A 19,645-nucleotide genomic window follows, 5' to 3' on the forward strand; every position below is an offset into this window, starting at 1 on the left:
TCCGCCACCGCTGGATCGAATTGTTGGCTACCGTTAACCGAGCAGTCCATGCCGTTCGGGGCTTCCGGTGATTTTTTGAAAGATGGCACGGTGATTGCGATAAAGGGCGCAGAGGTCTGCCGCGCGCAGCTCGACAAAAACAAATCCCTCCGAGCAGGTGGGTTCGCACTTTAGGCGTCGGTGTATCAGGAATGACACGCGCGATGCTCTTGAGGAAACTGCAATGACGACTCGTCAGCCAATCTACAAATCCCTGTATGCCCAGGTGATCGTTGCAATCATCATTGGTATCGCACTCGGTCACTGGTATCCCGAAACTGCCGTTCAGCTCAAACCGTTTGGTGATGCGTTCATCAAACTGATCAAAATGGTCATCGCCCCCATCATCTTCTGCACCGTCGTCAGCGGTATCGCTGGCATGCAGAGCATGAAATCCGTGGGCAAGACCGGCGGTTACGCGCTGCTGTACTTCGAGATCGTTTCGACCATCTCGCTGATCATCGGCCTGGTCGTGGTCAACGTCGTTCAGCCGGGCGCTGGCATGCACATCGACCCTGCCACCCTGGACGCGTCGAAAATCGCTTCCTACGTGACCGCGAGTAAGGATCAGACCGTCGTCAACTTCCTGCTCAACGTGATTCCGGGCACCATCGTCGGCGCGTTCGCCAACGGCGATATCCTGCAAGTGCTGATGTTCTCGGTGATCTTCGGTTTCGCCCTGCATCGCCTGGGTGCCTACGGCAAGCCGGTGCTGGACTTCATCGACCGCTTCGCTCACGTCATGTTCAACATCATCAACATGATCATGAAGCTGGCCCCGCTGGGTGCACTGGGCGCCATGGCCTTCACCATCGGCGCTTACGGTGTGAGCTCGCTGGTGCAACTGGGCCAACTGATGCTGTGCTTCTACATCACGTGCCTGCTGTTCGTGCTGGTGGTGCTGGGCGCCATCGCTCGTGCACACGGTTTCAGCGTCCTGAAACTGATCAAGTACATCCGCGAAGAGCTGCTGATCGTGCTGGGTACTTCGTCGTCTGAGTCCGCACTGCCACGCATGCTGATCAAGATGGAGCGTCTGGGCGCGAAGAAGTCCGTCGTGGGTCTGGTCATCCCCACCGGCTACTCGTTCAACCTGGACGGTACTTCGATCTACCTGACCATGGCGGCCGTGTTCATCGCTCAAGCGACTGACACCCACATGGACATCACGCACCAGATCACCCTGCTGGCCGTTCTGCTGCTGTCCTCCAAAGGCGCTGCCGGTGTGACCGGTTCGGGCTTCATCGTGCTGGCCGCGACCCTGTCGGCTGTCGGTCACCTGCCGGTGGCCGGTCTGGCGCTGATCCTGGGTATCGACCGCTTCATGTCCGAAGCCCGCGCACTGACCAACCTGGTGGGTAACGCGGTTGCCACCCTGGTAGTCGCCAAGTGGGTGAAAGAGCTGGACGTGCCGCAAATGCAGGCCGAGCTGGCTTCCGGTGGCCGTGCCATCGAAGAAACCCGCCCTGAAGACGACCTGGGCGTGGCCGAAGGCCCTGCTTCGGTAGGCCGTTCGTAATCGATTAGCCTCGCGCTGGACTGAAAAGCCCGCCCACGGGAAACCGGGGGCGGGCTTTTTGTTGGATGACCGATTCAAAATAATGCGCAATCCCCGTAGGAGCGAATTCATTCGCGAGAGGCCGGTACATTCGATGGGTTTTTGTCGGATGTACAACCGCTTCGCGAATGAATTCGCTCCCACAGGGATTTGCCTCCACAGCGCTGACCTCATTGCCCCATTGAATGGGCCGACCTACGCTGTCCCTCATCACTGATGCCCAGGGAAGCTCGCATGCACGGTCCGCTGTCTTCGCTCAACGTCCTCGATTTCTCCACGCTTCTACCCGGCCCGTTCGCCTCGCTGTTGTTGGCGGACATGGGCGCTGAGGTGTTGCGCATCGAATCCCCGACCCGGCCCGACCTGGTGCGCGCCATGCCGCCTCACGATCAAGGCGTTTCCGCAAGCCACGCCTACCTCAATCGCAACAAGCGCAGCCTGGCGCTGGACCTCAAGCAGCCCGAGGCGGTGGCGGCGGTCAAGCGGCTGGTCGCACAGTACGACATTGTTTTGGAACAGTTTCGTCCCGGCGTCATGGAGCGGCTGGGGCTCGGGTATGAAGCCCTCAAGGCGATCAATCCAAAGCTGATTTACGTTTCGATCACCGGTTACGGGCAGACAGGGCCGTACCGTCAGCGTGCCGGGCACGACATCAACTACCTGGCCATTGCGGGGCTGGCCAGCTACACCGGCCGCAAAGACAGCGGCCCGTTGCCATTAGGCATGCAAGTGGCTGACATTGCGGGCGGGTCGCTGCACGGCGTGATCGGTTTATTGGCGGCGGTGGTGGCGCGGCAGCACACCGGGTTGGGGCAGTTCGTCGACATCAGCATGACCGACTGCGCCTTCAGCCTGAACGCCTTGGCAGGGGCCGGGGCGCTGGCCGTTAACGTCGAACCTCAGCCTGAAGGCAACTGGCTCAACGGCGGCGGCTTTTATGACCATTACCGCAGCCGCGACGGGAGCTGGTTTTCGGTCGGCAGCCTGGAACCCGCGTTTGTGCGGACGCTGTGCGAGACGCTGGGCCGACCCGAACTGGCGAAGCTCGGTTTATCCCCCGAGCCGGTGGATCATCTGGCCCTCAAACGGGAATTGCAGATCGAATTCGAGCGGCGCGGCTTTGACGAACTTGAGGTGCTATTCGCTGGGGTGGACGCGTGCGTCGAGCCGGTGTTGAGCCTGTCCGAGGCCGCGCAGCATCCGCAATTGCAGGCGCGGCAGGTCGTGACGCAAGTGCCTCGGGGCGATGGCACTTCGCAGCCGCAGATGGCCTGCCCGGTGAAGTTTTCCGAAGGCTTGCCCGCGCCCCGGCACATCGGCGTCTCGGTGGGCGCGCACAGCGATCAGGTGTTGCGGGAAGCGGGGTTCAGCGAGCAGGAAATAAGCGCGTTGCGGGAAGCGGGTGCCGTGGCGTGACGGTCATTCCACCCGCGTCTCGCCGCTGAACACCAGAATCTCCCGGCAGCGACGGCACAGATAACGGCGCCCCTTGCGGACCAGCTTGTGCCGCTGCACCGAGAACGGGAAATCGCTTTCCGGGCACGGGCAGCGGTAGATGTAGCGGGTGACGCTGCGCCGCTGGATTTCGTAGGTGTGGCAACGGTTGGGCGGCAGTTCGTAAACACCGCGCATGATCAGCTGCCATTCTTCGCCGTGGGGCTGAATGGTGTCGCCGAACAGTTGATGGGCAACCAGGTGCGCGACTTCGTGGGCCACGGTCTGGCGCAGGAAGTCTTCGCTGTTCTCGCGGTACAGCTGCGGGTTGAATCGCAGCAGGTTTTCATGCAAATGCGCGACACCCGCCTTCTGGCCGCGCAGCTTGAGGCTGACGACAGGGCGTTTGAAGGGGCGTTTGAAAAAATCTTCGGCTTGTTGGTAACAGGATTCGACGCGGGTATTGAGTTGCTCAAGCATGCTTCATCGGTCTCCAGAGGAGGCGAGTATGCCGCAAAGCAGGGGCAGGCCGAAAACTGAAGCTGCCGAATGGTCGTTCAGAGCACCCGATTTGTCGGCATCCCACGACCTGTAGGAGCGAATTCATTCGCGAGACGGTCATACATCCGACAAATATCCATCGAATGTACGGGCCTCTCGCGAATGAATTCGCTCCTACAGGTCCATCGAGAAACTGGCGATCAATTCGTGTACTCAGGCCCCACTCCGACACCCCAGAGCACCACCGTGAACGCCATGATTGCCACCAGCACCACCAGACCCACCGCCAGCACTGAACTGGAAAACATGAAGCCTTCATCCGGATGGATGTTCATGAACACCGGCAGTCCCACGTACAGCAGGTAAACCGTGTAGCAGACCGCCGCCAGGCCGACCATCATCCCCAGCCACATGTGGGGGTAAAGCGCGGCGAGTCCGCCGATGAACAGCGGCGTCGCGGTGTAGGTGGCGAAGGCCACGCAGCGGGCGAGGCTGGGGCTGGCGTCGTAGGTGCGGGCCATCCAGTGAATGAACCCGCCCATCACCGCCACCCCGGCGAGCATGGCGATGTAGGACATGAGCGTCATCCAGACCGCGCTTTCGCTGGTCAGCATCACCGGCGCACGATTACCGATGACCCAGCCCACCTGCGTGGTGCCGATGTAAGCAGACACGGCAGGGATCGCCGCCAGAATCAGGGTGTGGGTGAGGTACATGTGGCCGATGGTTTCTTCTTCCTCGCCACGTATCTGTTGCCATTCTTGATCGGGGTGGGTGAACAGCCCCAAAACGTGATGGATCATGCCCGTAACTCCTCATCATGGATGCCGTCGCGCCTGATTGCCTGATGCCGTCAGGGCAAGGCCACACGCTCGACAAGGGGAAGTGGATGGTTGCGACCTCACTTGGGAGTATAGAAACCTGCAAGCCCCGAAAACCGTGGGCTTTAGAGTAATTGGCGCGTTCAAGAGTGCTGCTAATAGCCAGAGGTGATCAACCGCTTGGCGCGGTCGGACGAACGGCATGTACAGGTGTAGGAGTAAGCTTGCTCGCGATGGCGGTTTCAGGGACGAGGATGTGTTAGGCGAATCGCCATCGCGAGCAAGCTCACTCCTACAAGGGACGTGGTGCGCTTGAATTGCACGATCAGCAGGCATTACCAGCCGTAACGTTTATGCGTAAAATACCGGCCCTTTCTTCCCCTACGTCACAGCGAGCGGACCACAGCGCCATGGGCACCCTTTCAGTCAATCAGAACAAACTGCAGAAACGTCTGCGTCGGCTTGCAGGCGAGGCAGTGGCCGATTTCAACATGATTGAAGAGGGCGACAAAGTGATGGTCTGCCTGTCTGGCGGCAAGGACAGCTACACCATGCTCGACGTGCTGCTGCATTTGCAGAAAGTCGCGCCGATCAAGTTTTCCATCGTCGCCGTGAACATGGACCAGAAACAGCCGGGCTTTCCCGAGCACGTCCTGCCTGCTTATCTAAAAGAGCTGGGCGTCGAGTATCACATCGTCGAGAAAGACACCTACTCGGTCGTGAAGGAGTTGATTCCGGAAGGCAAGACCACCTGCTCGCTGTGTTCGCGCCTGCGTCGCGGCACGCTCTACACCTTCGCGGATGAAATCGGCGCGACCAAGATGGCCCTCGGTCACCACCGCGATGACATCGTCGAGACCTTCTTTCTGAACATGTTCTTCAACGGCACAATCAAGGCCATGCCGCCAAAACTGCGCGCCGACGATGGCCGTAACGTGGTGATTCGCCCGCTGGCCTACTGCGCCGAGAAAGACATCCAGGCCTATTCGGACATGAAGCAATTCCCGATCATCCCGTGCAACCTGTGCGGCTCGCAGGAAAACCTGCAACGCCAGGTGGTCAAGGACATGCTTCAGGAATGGGACCGCAAGACCCCGGGCCGTTCAGAAATGATCTTCCGCAGTCTGCAAAATGTGGTGCCGTCGCAATTGGCGGACCGCAACCTGTTCGACTTCACGAGCCTGAAGATCGACGAGACCGCCGCGTCACGGTTTGTGAATGTGGTGAATATCTAGGCAGCACCGCAAATCCCTTTGTAGGAGTGAGCTTGCTCGCGATTAACATTTGTCAGACTCAAATACTTACCTGACACACCGCTATCGCGAGCAAGCTCACTCCTACAGGGGACGGTTGAGGTCCAATCCGCCGTATTAAAGCCCCACCTCCGGCAACACCGGCTTGTTCGCCAACGCCGTCTTCATCAGCCCCTCCACGTACTCACGATCACTGTCCGGCAGCGCCAGGCGCGGTGGGCGGGTGAGGGCGCTGCCGCGTTGCATGATGGCTTCGCACAGCTTGATGCACTGCACCAGGTCCGGGCGTGCATCCAGGTGCAACAGCGGCATGAACCACTCGTAAAGTGCCATTGCCTCAGCGAAACGCCCGGCCTTGGCCAAACGGAACAGGGTTTCACCCTCTTTCGGGAAGGCGTTGGACATGCCCGATACCCAGCCCACTGCGCCCACGGCGACGCTTTCCACCAGCACGTCATCCAGCCCGGCGAACAGCACAAAGCGGTCGCCCACCTCGTTGCGCACGTCGATGAAGCGGTTGGTGTTACCCGACGAATCCTTGAAGCAGACGATGTTGTCGCAGTCGGCCAGGGAAATCAGGATGTCCGGCGTCACATCGTTCTTATAAATGGGCGGGTTGTTGTAGACCATCATCGGCAGGTCGCAGGCGGCCGCGACGGTGCGGAAATGCGCGGCGGTCTCGAAGGGCTTCGACGAATACACCAGCGCGGGCATCAGCATGATCCCGTCGGCCCCGGCCTTCTGCACGTCTTTTGCCACGATGCTGGCGTTGGCGCTGGTGAACTCGGCAATCCCGGAAATCACCGGCACCCGACCCGCCGACGCGTCTTTCGCGGCTTCGACCAGGCTGATTTTCTCCGACACGCTGAGGGATGTGTTCTCACCCACCGTGCCGCAAATGACCAACCCCGACACGCCATCGCGTACCAGGTTGGCAATCACCTTGTGGGACGCCTCAAGATTGAGGGAAAAATCTTCGTTGAACTGTGTGGTGACGGCAGGGAAGACACCGCTCCAGGATACGGATTGACTCATGACTGACTCCTTTTGGGATTAAAGGTATTTCGTATACGTTTTGGTTTGGGCGTAAAACGCCAGTGTTAAATCTTCGCTTTGACCTGAGCCTATCTGACGACAGCTATCTGCCTCTGGGCGCAGCCCGTGGGAGCCGGCTTGCTGGCGAATGCGGCGTGTCATTCACCACAAACGTTTCCGTTCTGACGCCTTCGCCAGCAAGCCGGCTCCTACGGCCTTCGGCCAGAATCAGCCAGTGGATGCCTTCACAACTTCAACCCCACCGGCCAGGTATCGGTCAGCTTGTAACCCTCCGGCCATGGATCGCTCGGGTCGAGCATGTGCTGATGGGTTCCTGTGATCCACGCACGCCCCGACAGGCTCGGGACGATTGCGGGCCGTCCGGCGACTTCGGTTGCGCTCTGAATCTTGCAATGAAACTCCGAGCCGATGATCGAGCGGCCAATGAAGCGTTCGCCGACCTTCAGTTGACCCTTGGCATGCAGCACCGCCAGTCGCGCTGAACATCCCGTGCCACAGGGCGAGCGGTCGATCTTGCCGGGGCGGATCACCACCGCATTGGCGGCATTGGCCACGCCACCGTCGTAGTTCACGGGCGCGGCGATCTGGCAGAAGGAAATGTGGTTCCAGTCTTTGTTCAGCGGGTGGGTGAAGCCCAGTTGTTCGTTGGCGGCCTTCGTTATTTTGAGGCCGGTTTCCACCAGGTCCTTGGCCTCGTCGGCGGTCAGCGAAAAGCCCAGTTTCGTCGAGTCAACAATGGCGAAGCTGTCGCCGCCATAGGCGGTGTCGACCTGAATCGACCCCAGCCCCGGCACCTCGATCCACACGTCGAGCTGATCGGCGAAGGAGGGGTGGTTATGCACTTCGACACTCTGGACCTTGCCGCCACGGCATTGGGCGATGGCTTCGATCAGCCCGCCGGGCGCTTCCAGAACCAAGCGGGTTTCCGGCTCGGTCATCGGCAGGATGCCGCTGTCCAGCAGCACGGTCGCGACGCACAGCGAGTTGGAGCCGGACATCGGCGGCACGTCGGCGGGTTCCATGATGATCCAGCCCATTTGCGCCTTCGGGTTCTTCGGCGGCACCAGCAAGTTGACGTGACGGAACACCCCGCCGCGCGGCTCGTTGAGCATGAAATTGCGCAGCACGTTGTCCTTCTCGATCCAGCGCGACTGCTCCCAGATCGTATCGCCCGGTGGTGGGGCGACTCCGCCGACGATGACGTCGCCGACTTCACCTTCGGCGTGACAACTGACTACGTGGATCACTTTCGATGAGCGCATGCTTTAAAGCCCTCCTGTCAAAGATGTCACTGACGGAACACATGACCTGTAGGAGTGAGCTTGCTCGCGATTGCAAGTTGTCAGATCCAAATTCATACCTGACATACCGTTATCGCGAGCAAGCTCACTCCTACCGTTAATCTCCACCCATCCGAAATACCGGGTGCTTGCCCTTAATTGATCGACCGCAAGAAATCCGCCGTCTCGGGCCGTTGCGGGTTGCCGATGACCTGATCCGGCGTGCCGATCTCATGCACCAGCCCGTTACGGAAAAACGCCACACGGTCCGACACATCGCGGGCGAACCGAATCTCGTGAGTCACCAGAATCATCGTCATGCCGTCTTCGGCGAGCATGCGCATGGTGTCCAGCACTTCGCCCACCAACTGCGGGTCGAGGGCCGAGGTGGCCTCGTCGAACAGCATGTAATTCGGCGACATCGCCAGCGCCCGGGCAATCGCCATGCGCTGTTGCTGGCCACCGGAAAGCTTGCCGGGGAAGACCTTGAGCTTGTCGCCCAGGCCCACGTGTTTCAGCTGCTTGACTGCCAGCGCCTCGGCTTCTTCCTTGCTTTTGCCCAGCACGGTGCGCGGGGCGAGCATCACGTTTTCCAGCACGGTCAGGTGGGGGAAGGCGTTCCACTGCTGAAAGACGATGCCGATCTTCTGCCGCAGCTTGTTGATGTCGGTGCTCTTGGCGTGCACTTCGGTGCCGTCCACGCGAATGCTGCCGCTTTTGATCGACTCCAGGCCGTTGATGCACATCAGCAGCGTCGATTTACCCGAACCCGAGCCGCCGATGATCGACACCACTTCGCCTTTCTCCACCTGCAGGCTCACGCCCTTGATGACTTCAAGCTCGCCAAAGGATTTGTGTACGTTGTCGATCTCAATCATTTTCCTGCCACCTCGTTTCCAGGCGCGCACCCAGGCGGGCGATCACCAGACTCATGACGTAGTAAATGAGGCCTGCGATGCACAGCACCAGCAGCGGTTCTTGAATGCGCGTGACGATGGTCTGCGAGGCGCGCAGCAGTTCGACGATGCCGATCCACATCACCAGCGCGGTGTCCTTCATCACCGACAGCAACAGGTTGACCCAACCCGGAAACGCCACGCGGGTCGCCATCGGCATGACGATCTGGCGCAGGTCCTGCCAGTAGCTCAGGCCCAGCGAGCGGCTGGCGCGGCGTAGCGTGAGCGGGACCGACAGCACGCCGCTGCGGACGATCTCGGTGCAGTACGCGGTGACGTAAAGACCGAGCACGATGCACGCGACGGTGAAGGCGCTCCAGTTAAGCCCGGCGATGCTTTTCAGTGCGTTGAACAACACGAACTGGATCAGCAACGGCACGCTGCGAAACACGTCGAGCAGCCACGCCAATGGAATTGTGCTGCGTGGCAGCAACGCCCGGGCCATGCCGCTGACGACCCCGGCGAGGGTGCCGATAAGCATCGAGACGATGGTGAGCAGGATCGTGACCCACGCCCCTTGCAGCATGAATTGCAGATCGCCCCAACTGAATGTGCTGTTGAACATGGTCGATCCCTCAATACCGGAACAGGCGCCATGACAGCAGCCGCGCCACGGCCACGATCAGTTTGGCGATCAGGTAATACAGCACCGCCGCGATGGCGAAGAATTCGAAGGTGCGGAAGGTCTTGACGTTGTAGTCCTGGGTCACGCCGGTAAGGTCGTTGTTCAGGCCGACGATCACCCCCATGGACGTCATCAGCACGGCCCAGACCATCTGGTTGGTCAGCGGGTAGTAGACGATGCGCAGCAATTGCGGGATGACGATCAGCCGGTAGGCCTGGGGCGCGCTCATGCCCAGCGAGCGGGCGGCGCGCAATTGGGTGTCCGGCACAGCCTTCAAACCGCCACGGAAGTTTTCCGCCAGATAGCCCGCGTTATTGATGGTGATCCCCGCCAGCAGCGCGACCCACGAACTCACGTGCAAGCCGAACGAGCCCAGACCGAAGTAGAGGATGTACACCTGAAACAGCGACGGGGTGTTGCGGGCAATCGAGATCCAGGTCGCGGCGAAGCCTCGGAATATCGGGTTTTTGCCCTGACGCATGAACACCAGAAACAGCGCGATGGTGACCCCGAGAATCATCGACAGGGCCGCCGTCTGGAAGGTGACGACAGCGCCGTCGAGCATGTCCGGCAAGGCTTTGAACGCGGCGCGCCAGTGGAAGTTGTAATCAAACATGCGCCAGCGCCTCCGCCTTTTCGGCAGCGTGCAGCCAGACCGGCAAGCGCCCACTGGCCAGGCCCGTGCAAGCGCTTTCGACACACTCGGCCAGGCTGGCGAAGTGCACGCGACGCCCCACCAGACCCGGTGCGTAGTGCGCGTACTTGCCGGAGTTGGTCATCAGGTTGCGGGCTTTCGGAGGAATCACCGGCTCGCCGAGCATGCACCAGCAGGTGTCGGTCACGAACTGCACGCCGAAGGTTTCCAGTGTCGCGACATGGCCTGCCTGCTGTGCACGTTCGAGGGTTGCCCGGCCGCAAGTGATGACCACAGCAACGCTGTCGAGCTTGCGCCGCCCTTGGCAAAGGCGGGCGAGGGTGGCGCATTCGCTCAGGGAGAAATGCGGATTGCCCAAGGTCACGGCGTCCACGTCGGGGCTTTGTGCGCTGTTCAGTTCGCGCCAGCTGTGCAGCAGGTCAAGGTCGCTGATGCTGAATGCCTTGTCTGGCGGATGTCCGCCAAGGGCCAGTTCAACGGTGGCCGCTTCCGGGGTCACGCCCGCGATATGAAACATCGGTGCAGCGGACGTGGTGGCGAAGGCCGCGCCGAAGGCTTTCAGGTCATCGAGGGTCGGCGCCTTGTGTTCCAGGCCGCAGATGACCGGGATGTTGGCGCCGCAGAGCAGACCGACGTGATAGCCGAGCAGCGGGTAGAAACTATCGTCCAGCTCGCCGACGTCGGGCACGTCGATGCGCAGCGTGGCCAACCGTTGTTGCGTCAAGTGACAGCCGATTTTCGGCGCACGGCCAGTGAGCGCGATGCAGATGTCGAGGTAATCCGGGTATTTCAGCGTGCGCGCGCCGATCACGCTGTTGGCGTAGACCACCGCGTTGGATTCGGCCCAGACGATCTGCTCGCCCAGCTCCGGCGCGCTGTCCAGCAGGTAGGGTGCGCAGGTGAAACTGACGCGGGCGCCCATGTCCAGATAGGCGTCTCCCAGTTGGCTGGACGGCTCGCCCAGCGCCGGGTCCACGCCCAGCTCGCGCCAGCGGCGCTTGTCCACGGAGATGGAGTTGAGAGTGGTCGGCACGCGGACTTTCGCGTCCCAGTCCACCAGTTGCCGGGCGAAGCGCAGGCTGGCCGGGCCGGTGTAAATGCAGCCGTCGATGTGCGCCTGGGTGATGTCCAGCAACTCGGTCGCGCCTTGCAGCTCGGCCATGCGCAGGATGATGCCCATCGCCACTTGCGCGGCCTTGCCGTAAGCGCCGTCGAGAAAGCCCTGGTCCATTTCGGTCAGGGTGATCTTGCTGTGCAGCGCGGTTTTCTGGACGGGCGAACGGGGTGCCATTGCAGGCGGAGCACTGTCGAAAGCGGTAACACGCGCGTCTTCGACGCGCAGGAATTTCACCTCACGCAAGGCCGCAAAACCCGCTTCGCCGAGGCTGATGACCGGGATCGAATGCCCGAACATCTGCTCGGCGACCAGCACGCCGAGGGTCAGAATGTCCTCGACCCGTTCGAACACTAACGCGGCGGGGGCATGGCCGTTGAGGATCAGTTCCAGCAACACGCTGCTGCCGGTGCACGACCCGCGCCCGCTGGGGATCGCCAGCACTTTGCCGGTGATGATCTGCCCGCTGAGCGGATGATGCCGGTCGATCACCTCACCGGTAAACGGCTCGACCCCGCCCCAAAAACTCAGGCCCATGTCGGCATACAACAACGCGCCCTGGGCACTGCCTGCCACCAGACACCGACCGTTCAACGAAACTTCAGACATCGTGGGCTCCTGAAACGAGGGCCGTGATTTTGTTGATCGTTCCCACGCTCCGCGTGGGAACGATCCTCAACACTGAACCCCTGTAGGAGCCAGCTTGCTGGCGAAGGCGGTGGAGCAGTCGACACATCAGTGCCTGCTCCACCGCTTTCGCCAGCAAGCCGGCTCCTACAGGTCCGGCGTCCGGCGCGAAAATTCCACCGAGCCGCCAACGCCTTGGCCATACCGGACTCAGTAATAAACCCCTGGAACGGTCAAGTTGGCAGGCTTGATTTCATCACCCACCCACTTCTTCCACAACTCGTCGTAACGACCGGTGCGCACTTGTTGGTTGACGAACAGGTTCAGGTAATGGATCAGGCCGTATTCATTACGCTTCGCCGCCAGCGACACGTAATCGATCACGTAAGGCGCATTGCCCGCGACTTTCAGGCCCTTGTATTTGCCGGATTTGAGGGTCGCAGCGGCCACGGTGTTGGTGACCACCGTTGCATCGATGTGGCCTTGGGCGACGGCGAGGATGGTGTCGTTCTGGGTCTGGTAGGCGCGAAAGCTGCCGGTGCCCCAGGCTTTCTGGTCTTTCTCCAGGGCGATGGCTTCATAGGTGCCGCTGGTGTTGCCGACGTTCTTGCCCTTGAGGTCTTCGTATTTGGTAATGCCGGTGTTGTCGCGGGTCAGCACCACCATCTGGAACGCGAAGTAGGGGATGGTCATCGCCACGGTCTTGGCGCGTTCGAGGGTGTCGGAGGTCGAGGCCACGATCACGTCGGCGCGCCCGGACACCAACGCTGGAATACGATCCGGAAACGGCGTCTCGACCACCTCGGCCGTCACCCCCAGCACCTTCGCCAGATCGTTGCAGTAATCGACGTCAAATCCGACCGGGTTGTTCTTGTCATCCCGCGAACCCATCGGCGGGAAGTCCAGCGTCACCGCGCAGCGTAATTTGCCGGAGTCGATGATGTCATCGAGCTTATCGGCGAAGGCCACGTTGATGAAGGAGGAACTCATGACGGCGAGGAGGGCTACTGCAACAGCATGCTTTTTCATAGAAGCCTCGTTGGATGCAAGTAAGGAAACGGCCGGATAAGTAATTTCGTATACGATATTTTCTATGCATGGGGCGTGCCCGTTTTGCCACTACGAGCGTAGGCGCTTTGAATCAGTGGGTTGTGAGTGGTGAGTGATTTTTGTGTGGGACGCGGGTGTTACATAAAGGAGCAAAAATGCGGGGAGTGCTTCATAGGTGCACGTCGTTGCACAGCTCCTACACGTGAATCAGGCGCAGCCCTGCGACTCTCGAAACTCACTCGGCGAAACCCCCGTCAACGCCCGAAACTGCCGACTGAACGCACTGTGATCGGTGTACCCGCAACGCAGTGCCACGTCGGTAATCGACAGGTCTTCACGCAGCAAGCGCGAAGCCTCCCCAAGCCGGGCCTTGTGAATCATCTGCCGGGGCGTGAGCTGAAAGATGCGTTTGCAGTGCCGTTCCAGTTGCGCAATGGAAAGCCCGGCGATGGCGGTGAGTTCCTGCAGCGTGATCGGTCGGGAAAAGTGCTCGCGAATGTAGGCATCGACCTCGGCCAGCTTCTGATACGCCGGGTGCGATTGCAGGATTTGCAAATCCCGCGAGATGCCTGCCAGGCCGATGATCACGCCTTGGTCATCGCGCAAGGCAATCTTGTGGGTCAGGCACCAGATCGGCTGATTGCCGTAATACAAGTGCAGCTCTAACTGATCGTTCAGCTGCCTGCCATCGGCCAGCACGCGCCGATCCTGCGCGGTGTACAACGGACCGAAGCGAGCGGGGAACACGTCCTCGGCGGTGCGGCCCAGTAGATCGCGTTTCTCCTTGACGCCGCAGCGCTGCACCAGCGTCTGATTGACCATCGCGTAACGGGCCTGCGCGTCTTTCACGAAAAACACCACGCCCGGAATGGCATCGAGCAACGGGGCGACCCGATCAAGGCTGGTGAGCAGTTGACCGAGGTCATGCAGGGGCGAAGTAGGAAGCAGGTCAATCATGTTCACGGGAGGGCGCGCCGTATCAGAAGGGCGAGGTCGATGATGCGGTATATCGGCGGCTGATGAGAAGCAACAGATGGCGGGATAAATATATCGAGGCTGACGGTGATCTTCTGTAGGAGCGAATTCATTCGCGAAACGCCCGTGCAGCCAACACATCTGCGCAGCCTGACCCATCGTTCGCGAATGAATTCGCTCCTACAGTGGATCGGTGCACGGCCTGAAACCTCATCCGCCGCCACACTTCAAAGGCTGTCTGCGGTTTCACCCAAACACGCCAACGTCGCTACCCTGGCAGGGCTGAACGGCGGCCGTAACAGCGGCGGCTCCCAGCCAAACAAGGTCTGCGCCGCCGTGGCGCAGACGCGTCCCTGGCAGGCGCCCATGCCGCAGCGGGTGTTGAGTTTGGCAGCGTTCCAGTTCTCATGAACGGCGAGCGCCGAGTAAGGCACGTCCTCGCAGCGGCACACCAACGTGTCCGGTCGCGCCAACTGTTTCAGCGCAGGATCGAGGGCGAACGCGTGATTCAACCGGTCCGCAAACCCCTGCCACCGCCGCCGTTCCGCAAACAGCTGACGCGCCTGATCCTGCTGACCCGTGGCCGCCAGCCCGGCAATCTTGCCCTCGACCAACGCCAGCTCGCTGCCACCAAACCCCGTGCATTCCCCGGCGGCAAAATGATCGGCCAGACTCGTGGCCTGCCACTCATCCACGGCAATCGCGCGATCCTCGATCCGGCAGCCCAGGGCCGTGCCCAGGTCCACGTTCGGCACCAGGCTGAACCCGCACGCCAGCCGATCACAAGGGACGTCTTCAACCCGACCCCCCACCTGAACCCGCACCGCTTCCAGTCGACCGGAACCCAGCGCTTCCAGCACATGGGCGGACGTTCGATACGCGGCACTGGCCAGCGTCGCGGCCTGAATCGCCTTGTTCGGCCAGCGCCACAAGCCCGCAGCAAAACGGCTGACCGCAGCGAACGAAGCCTGCTCGGCGATGCGCACCACCTCAGCGCCGTTTTTCTTCGCGGTGTCGGCCGACGCGAGCAACAACGGCCCGCTGCCGGCAATCACGATGCGCTCGCCCGCCACCGACAAGCCCCCTTTGATCAACGCCTGCAACCCGCCCGCGCCCGTGACGCCGGGCAGGGTCCAGCCGGGGAAGGGCAGCAGCCGTTCACGGGCGCCGGTGCACAGAATCAGCCGGTTGTAGCCCAGCACCCAACCGCGCTCGGCGTCTTCCAGCAGCAGCTGTTTCGGGCCTGCCAGGGCGACGACTTTGGTGCCGCTGTGCAGCTGAATATTGGCCTGTTGTTGCAGTCGCCCCCGCATGTCGCTGGCCCGTGCAGGCAATTGCGCCTGTGGCCCGTCGCGCCAGATTTGCCCGCCCGGCAGCGGGTTGTCATCGAGGATCGCGATGCGCAGGCCCTTGGGCGCAGCGGCAAGGGCAGCGGCCATTCCGGCAGGCCCGGCGCCGATGATCAGCAGGTCGACGTGATCGGTCATCGCTGCGTCTCCACCTGCATCCCGTCGCGGCAGATCGTCTGGCAGGCCAAACGTCGCAGGCCGTCGATGCTCACCCGGCATTCCTGGCAAATACCCATGCCACACAACGGCGCCCGACGCTGCCCCGTGACTGACGTTCGGCTGCAACGATCACCGCAGGCCATCAACGCGGCCGCGACGGTGGTGCCTTGGGCGAAGCGAAACGGCTGGCCGTCGATGCGTAATTCAGGCATGGGCGTGGGCTCCGATGAAACGCTGGGGCAAGTAAGCGTGCAGATGGGTTTGAAGCTCGATGGGCGGCGGGGTGCGCAGCAATTGCGCGGCCAGCAATTTGGCCGTGCCGGTGGCGGTGGTCACGCCCAGCCCCTCGTGTCCGACCGCCAACCACAGGCCGGGTTGATCAGGGTGTTCGCCCACCAGCGGCTGGCCGTCGGGGCTGGCCGAGCGAAACCCGGTCCAGCTGCGGAGGCCGTTCAGTTGGCCCAGATCGGGCAGAAATTCCATCGCTCGTCGCAGCATCCGACCCAGCATCGCGGGGTCGATGGCCGGGTCGTGGCTGTCGAACTGCCGGGACGAGCCAACGAACAATTGACCGGTCGGACGCTGTTGCAGGTTGAACGCCACCGACGGACCGTCGCCCTTGTGGGCGTTGGTGACGTAGCCGAGTTCGACCAGCGTGTGGGTGATCTGCGCCGGGTAGCGATCGGTGATCAACAGATGGCCCTTCTTGGCTTGCAGCGGCAGTTCCGGGCAAAGGTCTTTTGCGTAGATGCCATTGGCGAGCAACACGGCCTCGGCCTGCAACCACTGGCCGTCCGCCAGCCGCACGCGATTGCCTTCGACCGCCACGACTTCGGCCTGCTGTTGACGCACGAGCCGAGGCTGACGCTGTAACAGCCAGCGCGCCGCATTGGGGGCGTAGAGAATGCCGTCGCCGGTGACTTTCAACGCGCCAAACAGGCCGGGACGCAACGACGGTTCGGCCTTCGCCAACGCTTCGCCACTCATCAGTTCGCAGCCCAATCCGAACGCGCTCAACGCTGCCTGTTTGCGCTCGGCCTCGGCCATCTCTCCCTCGTTGCAGGCCAGCCACAACGTGCCGTTGTTGCGCATGGCGCAGTTATCCGGCAGGTGCGGTGCCAGCTCGCGCCACAGGCGCACCGAATATTCGCCCAACGCCAGCTCGGCGGGACTGTGATCGAGCACCACCAAGTGGCCCATGCCCGCTGCGGTGGCGGCCGGGCGCTGGCAATCGAGGACCAGAACGTTGAGCCCGTGGCTCGCCAGTTCGTCCGCGCAGGCCGCACCGACGATGCCGCCACCGATGACGATCACATCGGCGGCGCCCCCGGACGTGGCATTTGGGATCAAGAACGAATGCCCCAAGCGAACGGGTCTTCCTCATCCAGCAACAGCGTGGCTTCGGCGCTGATGTAAGCGCGGCCACGGATGGTCGGGATGATCCGGTCGCCCATCTGACGCTCGCCGTGCTGCCACTGGAAGCTGCCTTCGAACTGGCTGCCGATCACACTGGCCTGTTGCCAGAGAGCACCGGGTTCGAGCTTGCCGTCGGCGGCCAGGCACGCCAGTTTGGCGCTGGTGCCGGTGCCGCATGGGGAGCGGTCATAGGCCTTGCCGGGGCAGAGCACGAAGTTGCGGCTGTCAGCGTGATCGTCGTCCGCGAACAGTTCGATGTGATCGATCACGCCGCCGTCTTCGCCACGAATGCCTTGGTTTTCCAAAGCCTGGCGCACTTTCCAGGTGTAATCGGTCAGGGCGTCGAGGTTGTCGCCGGTGACGCTCAGGCCGTGGTCGGCGATGAGGAAGAACCAGTTGCCGCCCCAGGCGATGTCACCGGTCACGTTGCCAAGGCCCGGGACCTCGACGATGAAATTCTTGCGATAGCGATAGGAGGGCACGTTGTTGACGCTGACCGAGCGGTCTTCGTGGAGGGTGGCCTGCACAGTGCCCACCGGCGTTTCGATGCGATGCACCCCCGGCCCGATCTTGCCCAGATGCGCCAGCGACACCACCAGCCCGATGGTGCCGTGGCCGCACATGCCGAGGTAGCCAGCGTTGTTGAAGAAGATCACCCCGGCACAGGCCTCGGGGTCCACCGGCTCGCACAGCAGCGCGCCGACCAGCACATCGCTGCCCCGAGGCTCCAGCACCGTTGTCGCACGCCAGTCATCGAATTCATCGGCCAGCACTTGGCGACGTTCCGCCATGCTGCCCGTGCCAAGGTCGGGAAAACCGTCGAGCACCAGCCGCGTGGGCTCGCCGCCGGTGTGGGAATCGAGGATCTGGATGCGTTTCATGGAATCACCCTCAAGCAGCATGAGATAGCGCTGATCTCTCGGCATACGCCAATCCCTGTAGGAGTGAGCTTGCTCGCGATCGCGGTGTGTCCGCACCGGATAAGCAGCTGGCAGCACCCAATCGCGAGCAAGCTCACTCCTACAGATCAGTGGCCGCGCCTCAGATCAATGTCGAGTTCGTTGTCAATCAGATTGGCGGGAATACAGGCAAGGGTCTTGACCGATTTCGTCCCGTGAAATGACGAAATCGGCACAGTCGCGGGTGTCAGATTTCGCTGAGCACGGCATTGGGCAAGTGAGCGTAGAGGGTGCGACAAACGCCAATGATGTGGTGCTCGATCAACTCGGCGGCTTTGTCCACGTCTCGTTCGGCACAGGCCTTGAGGATTTCCCGGTGCTCCAGATCGGCCCGCTCCTTGCCTTCGTCAAAGCTCATCTGCACGCGCAGGTAACGTTCGACCTTGTCGTGAATCGAGCGAATCATGTTCAGCAGAAACGGCCGTTGCGCCGCTTCGTACAGGCAGGTGTGAAACGCCCAGTTCAGCTCGGCCCAACGCCCGATGTCATCATCACCCACGAACTCGTCGCAGATGGCGCTGGCGCGGTCGATCTGCGCCTGGGTCAGCCTTGGCACCGCGAGACGAATCGCCTGCACTTCCAGCAATACCCGCACTTCGAAAATCTGCGCCAGTTCCGGCTCGGAAATCCGCGTGACCACCGCGCCCTTGTTGCGCTGGAACTGCACCAGGCCTTCGGCTTCAAGGCGTTTCAGCGCTTCCCGGACCGGGATCTTGCTGACGTTGAACACGCGGGCGATGTCGTCCTGACGGATCGGCTCGTCCTCGGCGAACTGGCCGGAAATGATCGACTCGCGCAGGAACGTGGCGATGACCTCGGACGCGGATGGCGCAACGCCGAGGTTAGGGGCGTCAGAAAGAAGGAAAGGCACGCGAGAGACTCAGGCAATGGCGAATGTCGGATATTGTATACGACGTCCGATTTGTGTCGCGCTGTGTCTGCGTGCCGCCCACGAAAAAAAGATCAGTGGTTGGCGGTATACGACAACATCATCGACAACTGGCACAGCGGGCGGCCACTTTCGGCGTGCCACTGATTGAACGCCGCCTGCACCGCCGCCTGATCGCGCTGGCTACTGGGCACTTTATCGACGATCTTCTGTGCATTGAGCGCTGCCACCACATCCTCGCTGGGGATGAAGGTGTCCTTGCCGACCATCCGCAGAAAACGCGGCGCCGACAGCCCGCCCATCTGGTTGCCGTGTTTGGCCAGGTAACGCCACAGGCCGACGATGTCCGTCACCGGCCACTCGGCGATGAAGTGGCCGAAGCTGCCGTGTTCCTTGGCGATATCGAGGATCAGTTGGGCATTGCGCGGCACGCTCTTGAGCTTGCCGAGGTGGCGAATGATGCGCGCGTCCTGCATCAGCCGCTCCAGGTGATCGGCGCCCATCAGCACGACTTTTTCCGGATCGAAACCAAAGAACACCTGCTCGAACGCGGGCCATTTGGCGTCCACCAGGCTGTGTTTCAGGCCTGCACGAAAAACGCGCAGGGCCATGGTCGACAGGTAGCGGTCGTTGCTGATGGCCTTGAGTTTCTTCGGAGTAGCGGGGGTGGGCAGGTGCGCTTCGAGCGCGGCGGCGGAACCAAAGCGGTTGAGGCAGTATTCATTGAGCCATTTGTAGTCTTGCATGCCCTCTCCAAACCAATTACGTAAATGCGGACGAATTAGATCCGTTGTAGGAGCTGGCTTGTCCTGCGACCGGCGACGCAGTCGTCGTAAAATCAAGCACCTCGGTGTATCAGGCAAACCGTGTGCACACCTTTTACGACGGGTTCCCCGCCGATCGCAGGACAAGCCAGCTCCTACAGGTGG

Annotated in this window: 19 protein-coding genes; 3 read left to right on the plus strand and 16 right to left on the minus strand. The window is 61.5% G+C overall.

What is annotated here, in order from left to right; all coding sequences use genetic code 11:
- Window positions 1-223: 223 nt before the first annotated feature.
- A complete protein-coding gene (locus AAEO81_RS08995; protein WP_166597643.1) occupies window positions 224-1,558 on the plus strand; it encodes a dicarboxylate/amino acid:cation symporter in 1,335 nt (444 codons plus the stop codon).
- 273 nt (window positions 1,559-1,831) lie between these two features.
- On the plus strand, window positions 1,832-3,013 hold the full coding sequence (locus tag AAEO81_RS09000) for a CaiB/BaiF CoA-transferase family protein (RefSeq protein ID WP_341962991.1): 1,182 nt from the start codon (window positions 1,832-1,834) through the stop codon (window positions 3,011-3,013).
- A 3-nt stretch (window positions 3,014-3,016) separates the two neighbouring features.
- Here the strand turns inward: AAEO81_RS09000 and AAEO81_RS09005 are convergent, their stop codons facing one another.
- Both AAEO81_RS09005 and AAEO81_RS09010 read right to left on the minus strand, forming a co-directional pair.
- Window positions 3,017-3,511: a SprT family zinc-dependent metalloprotease gene (locus AAEO81_RS09005; protein ID WP_341962992.1), complete on the minus strand. Its 495-nt coding sequence runs from the start codon at window positions 3,509-3,511 to the stop codon at window positions 3,017-3,019.
- A 221-nt stretch (window positions 3,512-3,732) separates the two neighbouring features.
- Window positions 3,733-4,335 (minus strand): Yip1 family protein, encoded by a 603-nt coding sequence (locus tag AAEO81_RS09010; RefSeq protein ID WP_166596598.1) that lies wholly within the window; start codon window positions 4,333-4,335, stop codon window positions 3,733-3,735.
- Window positions 4,336-4,763: 428 nt separating this feature from the next.
- Here AAEO81_RS09010 and ttcA point away from each other — a divergent pair, with 428 nt between their 5' ends.
- Window positions 4,764-5,588: a tRNA 2-thiocytidine(32) synthetase TtcA gene (gene ttcA, locus AAEO81_RS09015; protein ID WP_166596599.1), complete on the plus strand. Its 825-nt coding sequence runs from the start codon at window positions 4,764-4,766 to the stop codon at window positions 5,586-5,588.
- Window positions 5,589-5,723: 135 nt separating this feature from the next.
- Here ttcA and AAEO81_RS09020 read toward each other — a convergent pair whose 3' ends face one another.
- From AAEO81_RS09020 to AAEO81_RS09085, 14 genes are all read right to left on the minus strand, one after another.
- Entirely contained in the window at window positions 5,724-6,641 is a 918-nt protein-coding gene (locus tag AAEO81_RS09020; RefSeq protein ID WP_341962993.1) for a dihydrodipicolinate synthase family protein, read from the minus strand.
- A 245-nt stretch (window positions 6,642-6,886) separates the two neighbouring features.
- Window positions 6,887-7,924, minus strand: a complete 1,038-nt coding sequence (locus tag AAEO81_RS09025; protein ID WP_341962995.1) for a proline racemase family protein — start codon at window positions 7,922-7,924, stop codon at window positions 6,887-6,889.
- A 173-nt stretch (window positions 7,925-8,097) separates the two neighbouring features.
- On the minus strand, window positions 8,098-8,820 hold the full coding sequence (locus AAEO81_RS09030; RefSeq protein WP_166596602.1) for an amino acid ABC transporter ATP-binding protein: 723 nt from the start codon (window positions 8,818-8,820) through the stop codon (window positions 8,098-8,100).
- Window positions 8,813-9,463, minus strand: a complete 651-nt coding sequence (locus AAEO81_RS09035) for an amino acid ABC transporter permease (protein ID WP_341962997.1) — start codon at window positions 9,461-9,463, stop codon at window positions 8,813-8,815. Before AAEO81_RS09035 ends, AAEO81_RS09030 begins: the two co-directional genes overlap by 8 nt.
- A 10-nt stretch (window positions 9,464-9,473) precedes the next feature.
- On the minus strand, window positions 9,474-10,139 hold the full coding sequence (locus AAEO81_RS09040; protein WP_166596604.1) for an amino acid ABC transporter permease: 666 nt from the start codon (window positions 10,137-10,139) through the stop codon (window positions 9,474-9,476).
- A complete protein-coding gene (locus tag AAEO81_RS09045; RefSeq protein WP_341962998.1) occupies window positions 10,132-11,901 on the minus strand; it encodes an aconitase X in 1,770 nt (589 codons plus the stop codon). Before AAEO81_RS09045 ends, AAEO81_RS09040 begins: the two co-directional genes overlap by 8 nt.
- A 228-nt stretch (window positions 11,902-12,129) precedes the next feature.
- Complete coding sequence (locus AAEO81_RS09050; RefSeq protein ID WP_166596606.1) at window positions 12,130-12,948, minus strand: transporter substrate-binding domain-containing protein; 819 nt, start codon at window positions 12,946-12,948, stop codon at window positions 12,130-12,132.
- 228 nt (window positions 12,949-13,176) lie between these two features.
- Window positions 13,177-13,926, minus strand: coding sequence for an AraC family transcriptional regulator (locus tag AAEO81_RS09055; RefSeq protein WP_341964505.1), 750 nt, complete (start codon window positions 13,924-13,926; stop codon window positions 13,177-13,179).
- A gap of 245 nt (window positions 13,927-14,171) precedes the next feature.
- Entirely contained in the window at window positions 14,172-15,431 is a 1,260-nt protein-coding gene (locus AAEO81_RS09060) for an FAD/NAD(P)-binding oxidoreductase (RefSeq protein ID WP_341963000.1), read from the minus strand.
- Window positions 15,428-15,664: a (2Fe-2S)-binding protein gene (locus AAEO81_RS09065; RefSeq protein WP_341963001.1), complete on the minus strand. Its 237-nt coding sequence runs from the start codon at window positions 15,662-15,664 to the stop codon at window positions 15,428-15,430. The genes AAEO81_RS09060 and AAEO81_RS09065 overlap by 4 nt, the downstream gene beginning before the upstream one ends.
- Window positions 15,657-16,802, minus strand: a complete 1,146-nt coding sequence (locus AAEO81_RS09070; protein ID WP_341963003.1) for an FAD-binding oxidoreductase — start codon at window positions 16,800-16,802, stop codon at window positions 15,657-15,659. Before AAEO81_RS09070 ends, AAEO81_RS09065 begins: the two co-directional genes overlap by 8 nt.
- Window positions 16,799-17,749 (minus strand): 4-hydroxyproline epimerase, encoded by a 951-nt coding sequence (locus AAEO81_RS09075; RefSeq protein WP_341963004.1) that lies wholly within the window; start codon window positions 17,747-17,749, stop codon window positions 16,799-16,801. Before AAEO81_RS09075 ends, AAEO81_RS09070 begins: the two co-directional genes overlap by 4 nt.
- A gap of 265 nt (window positions 17,750-18,014) precedes the next feature.
- Window positions 18,015-18,698 (minus strand): GntR family transcriptional regulator, encoded by a 684-nt coding sequence (locus AAEO81_RS09080; protein WP_166596611.1) that lies wholly within the window; start codon window positions 18,696-18,698, stop codon window positions 18,015-18,017.
- Between the two features lie 92 nt (window positions 18,699-18,790).
- Complete coding sequence (locus tag AAEO81_RS09085; protein ID WP_341963006.1) at window positions 18,791-19,462, minus strand: DNA-3-methyladenine glycosylase I; 672 nt, start codon at window positions 19,460-19,462, stop codon at window positions 18,791-18,793.
- Between the last annotated feature and the right edge of the window lie 183 nt (window positions 19,463-19,645).

This window comes from Pseudomonas sp. RC10 (assembly GCF_038397775.1).
GTDB classification, from domain to species: domain Bacteria; phylum Pseudomonadota; class Gammaproteobacteria; order Pseudomonadales; family Pseudomonadaceae; genus Aquipseudomonas; species Aquipseudomonas bambusae.

Coding starts and splice junctions, on each gene's coding strand:
- AAEO81_RS09065 (WP_341963001.1), bottom strand. CDS start 15,664: ATGCCTGAATTACGCATCGACGGCCAGCCGTTTCGCTTCGCCCAAGGC.
- AAEO81_RS09040 (WP_166596604.1), bottom strand. CDS start 10,139: ATGTTTGATTACAACTTCCACTGGCGCGCCGCGTTCAAAGCCTTGCCG.
- AAEO81_RS09005 (WP_341962992.1), bottom strand. CDS start 3,511: ATGCTTGAGCAACTCAATACCCGCGTCGAATCCTGTTACCAACAAGCC.
- AAEO81_RS09085 (WP_341963006.1), bottom strand. CDS start 19,462: ATGCAAGACTACAAATGGCTCAATGAATACTGCCTCAACCGCTTTGGT.
- AAEO81_RS09045 (WP_341962998.1), bottom strand. CDS start 11,901: ATGTCTGAAGTTTCGTTGAACGGTCGGTGTCTGGTGGCAGGCAGTGCC.
- AAEO81_RS09025 (WP_341962995.1), bottom strand. CDS start 7,924: ATGCGCTCATCGAAAGTGATCCACGTAGTCAGTTGTCACGCCGAAGGT.
- AAEO81_RS09055 (WP_341964505.1), bottom strand. CDS start 13,926: ATGATTGACCTGCTTCCTACTTCGCCCCTGCATGACCTCGGTCAACTG.
- AAEO81_RS09050 (WP_166596606.1), bottom strand. CDS start 12,948: ATGAAAAAGCATGCTGTTGCAGTAGCCCTCCTCGCCGTCATGAGTTCC.
- AAEO81_RS08995 (WP_166597643.1), top strand. CDS start 224: ATGACGACTCGTCAGCCAATCTACAAATCCCTGTATGCCCAGGTGATC.
- ttcA (WP_166596599.1), top strand. CDS start 4,764: ATGGGCACCCTTTCAGTCAATCAGAACAAACTGCAGAAACGTCTGCGT.
- AAEO81_RS09010 (WP_166596598.1), bottom strand. CDS start 4,335: ATGATCCATCACGTTTTGGGGCTGTTCACCCACCCCGATCAAGAATGG.
- AAEO81_RS09000 (WP_341962991.1), top strand. CDS start 1,832: ATGCACGGTCCGCTGTCTTCGCTCAACGTCCTCGATTTCTCCACGCTT.
- AAEO81_RS09035 (WP_341962997.1), bottom strand. CDS start 9,463: ATGTTCAACAGCACATTCAGTTGGGGCGATCTGCAATTCATGCTGCAA.
- AAEO81_RS09060 (WP_341963000.1), bottom strand. CDS start 15,431: ATGACCGATCACGTCGACCTGCTGATCATCGGCGCCGGGCCTGCCGGA.
- AAEO81_RS09020 (WP_341962993.1), bottom strand. CDS start 6,641: ATGAGTCAATCCGTATCCTGGAGCGGTGTCTTCCCTGCCGTCACCACA.
- AAEO81_RS09075 (WP_341963004.1), bottom strand. CDS start 17,749: ATGAAACGCATCCAGATCCTCGATTCCCACACCGGCGGCGAGCCCACG.
- AAEO81_RS09030 (WP_166596602.1), bottom strand. CDS start 8,820: ATGATTGAGATCGACAACGTACACAAATCCTTTGGCGAGCTTGAAGTC.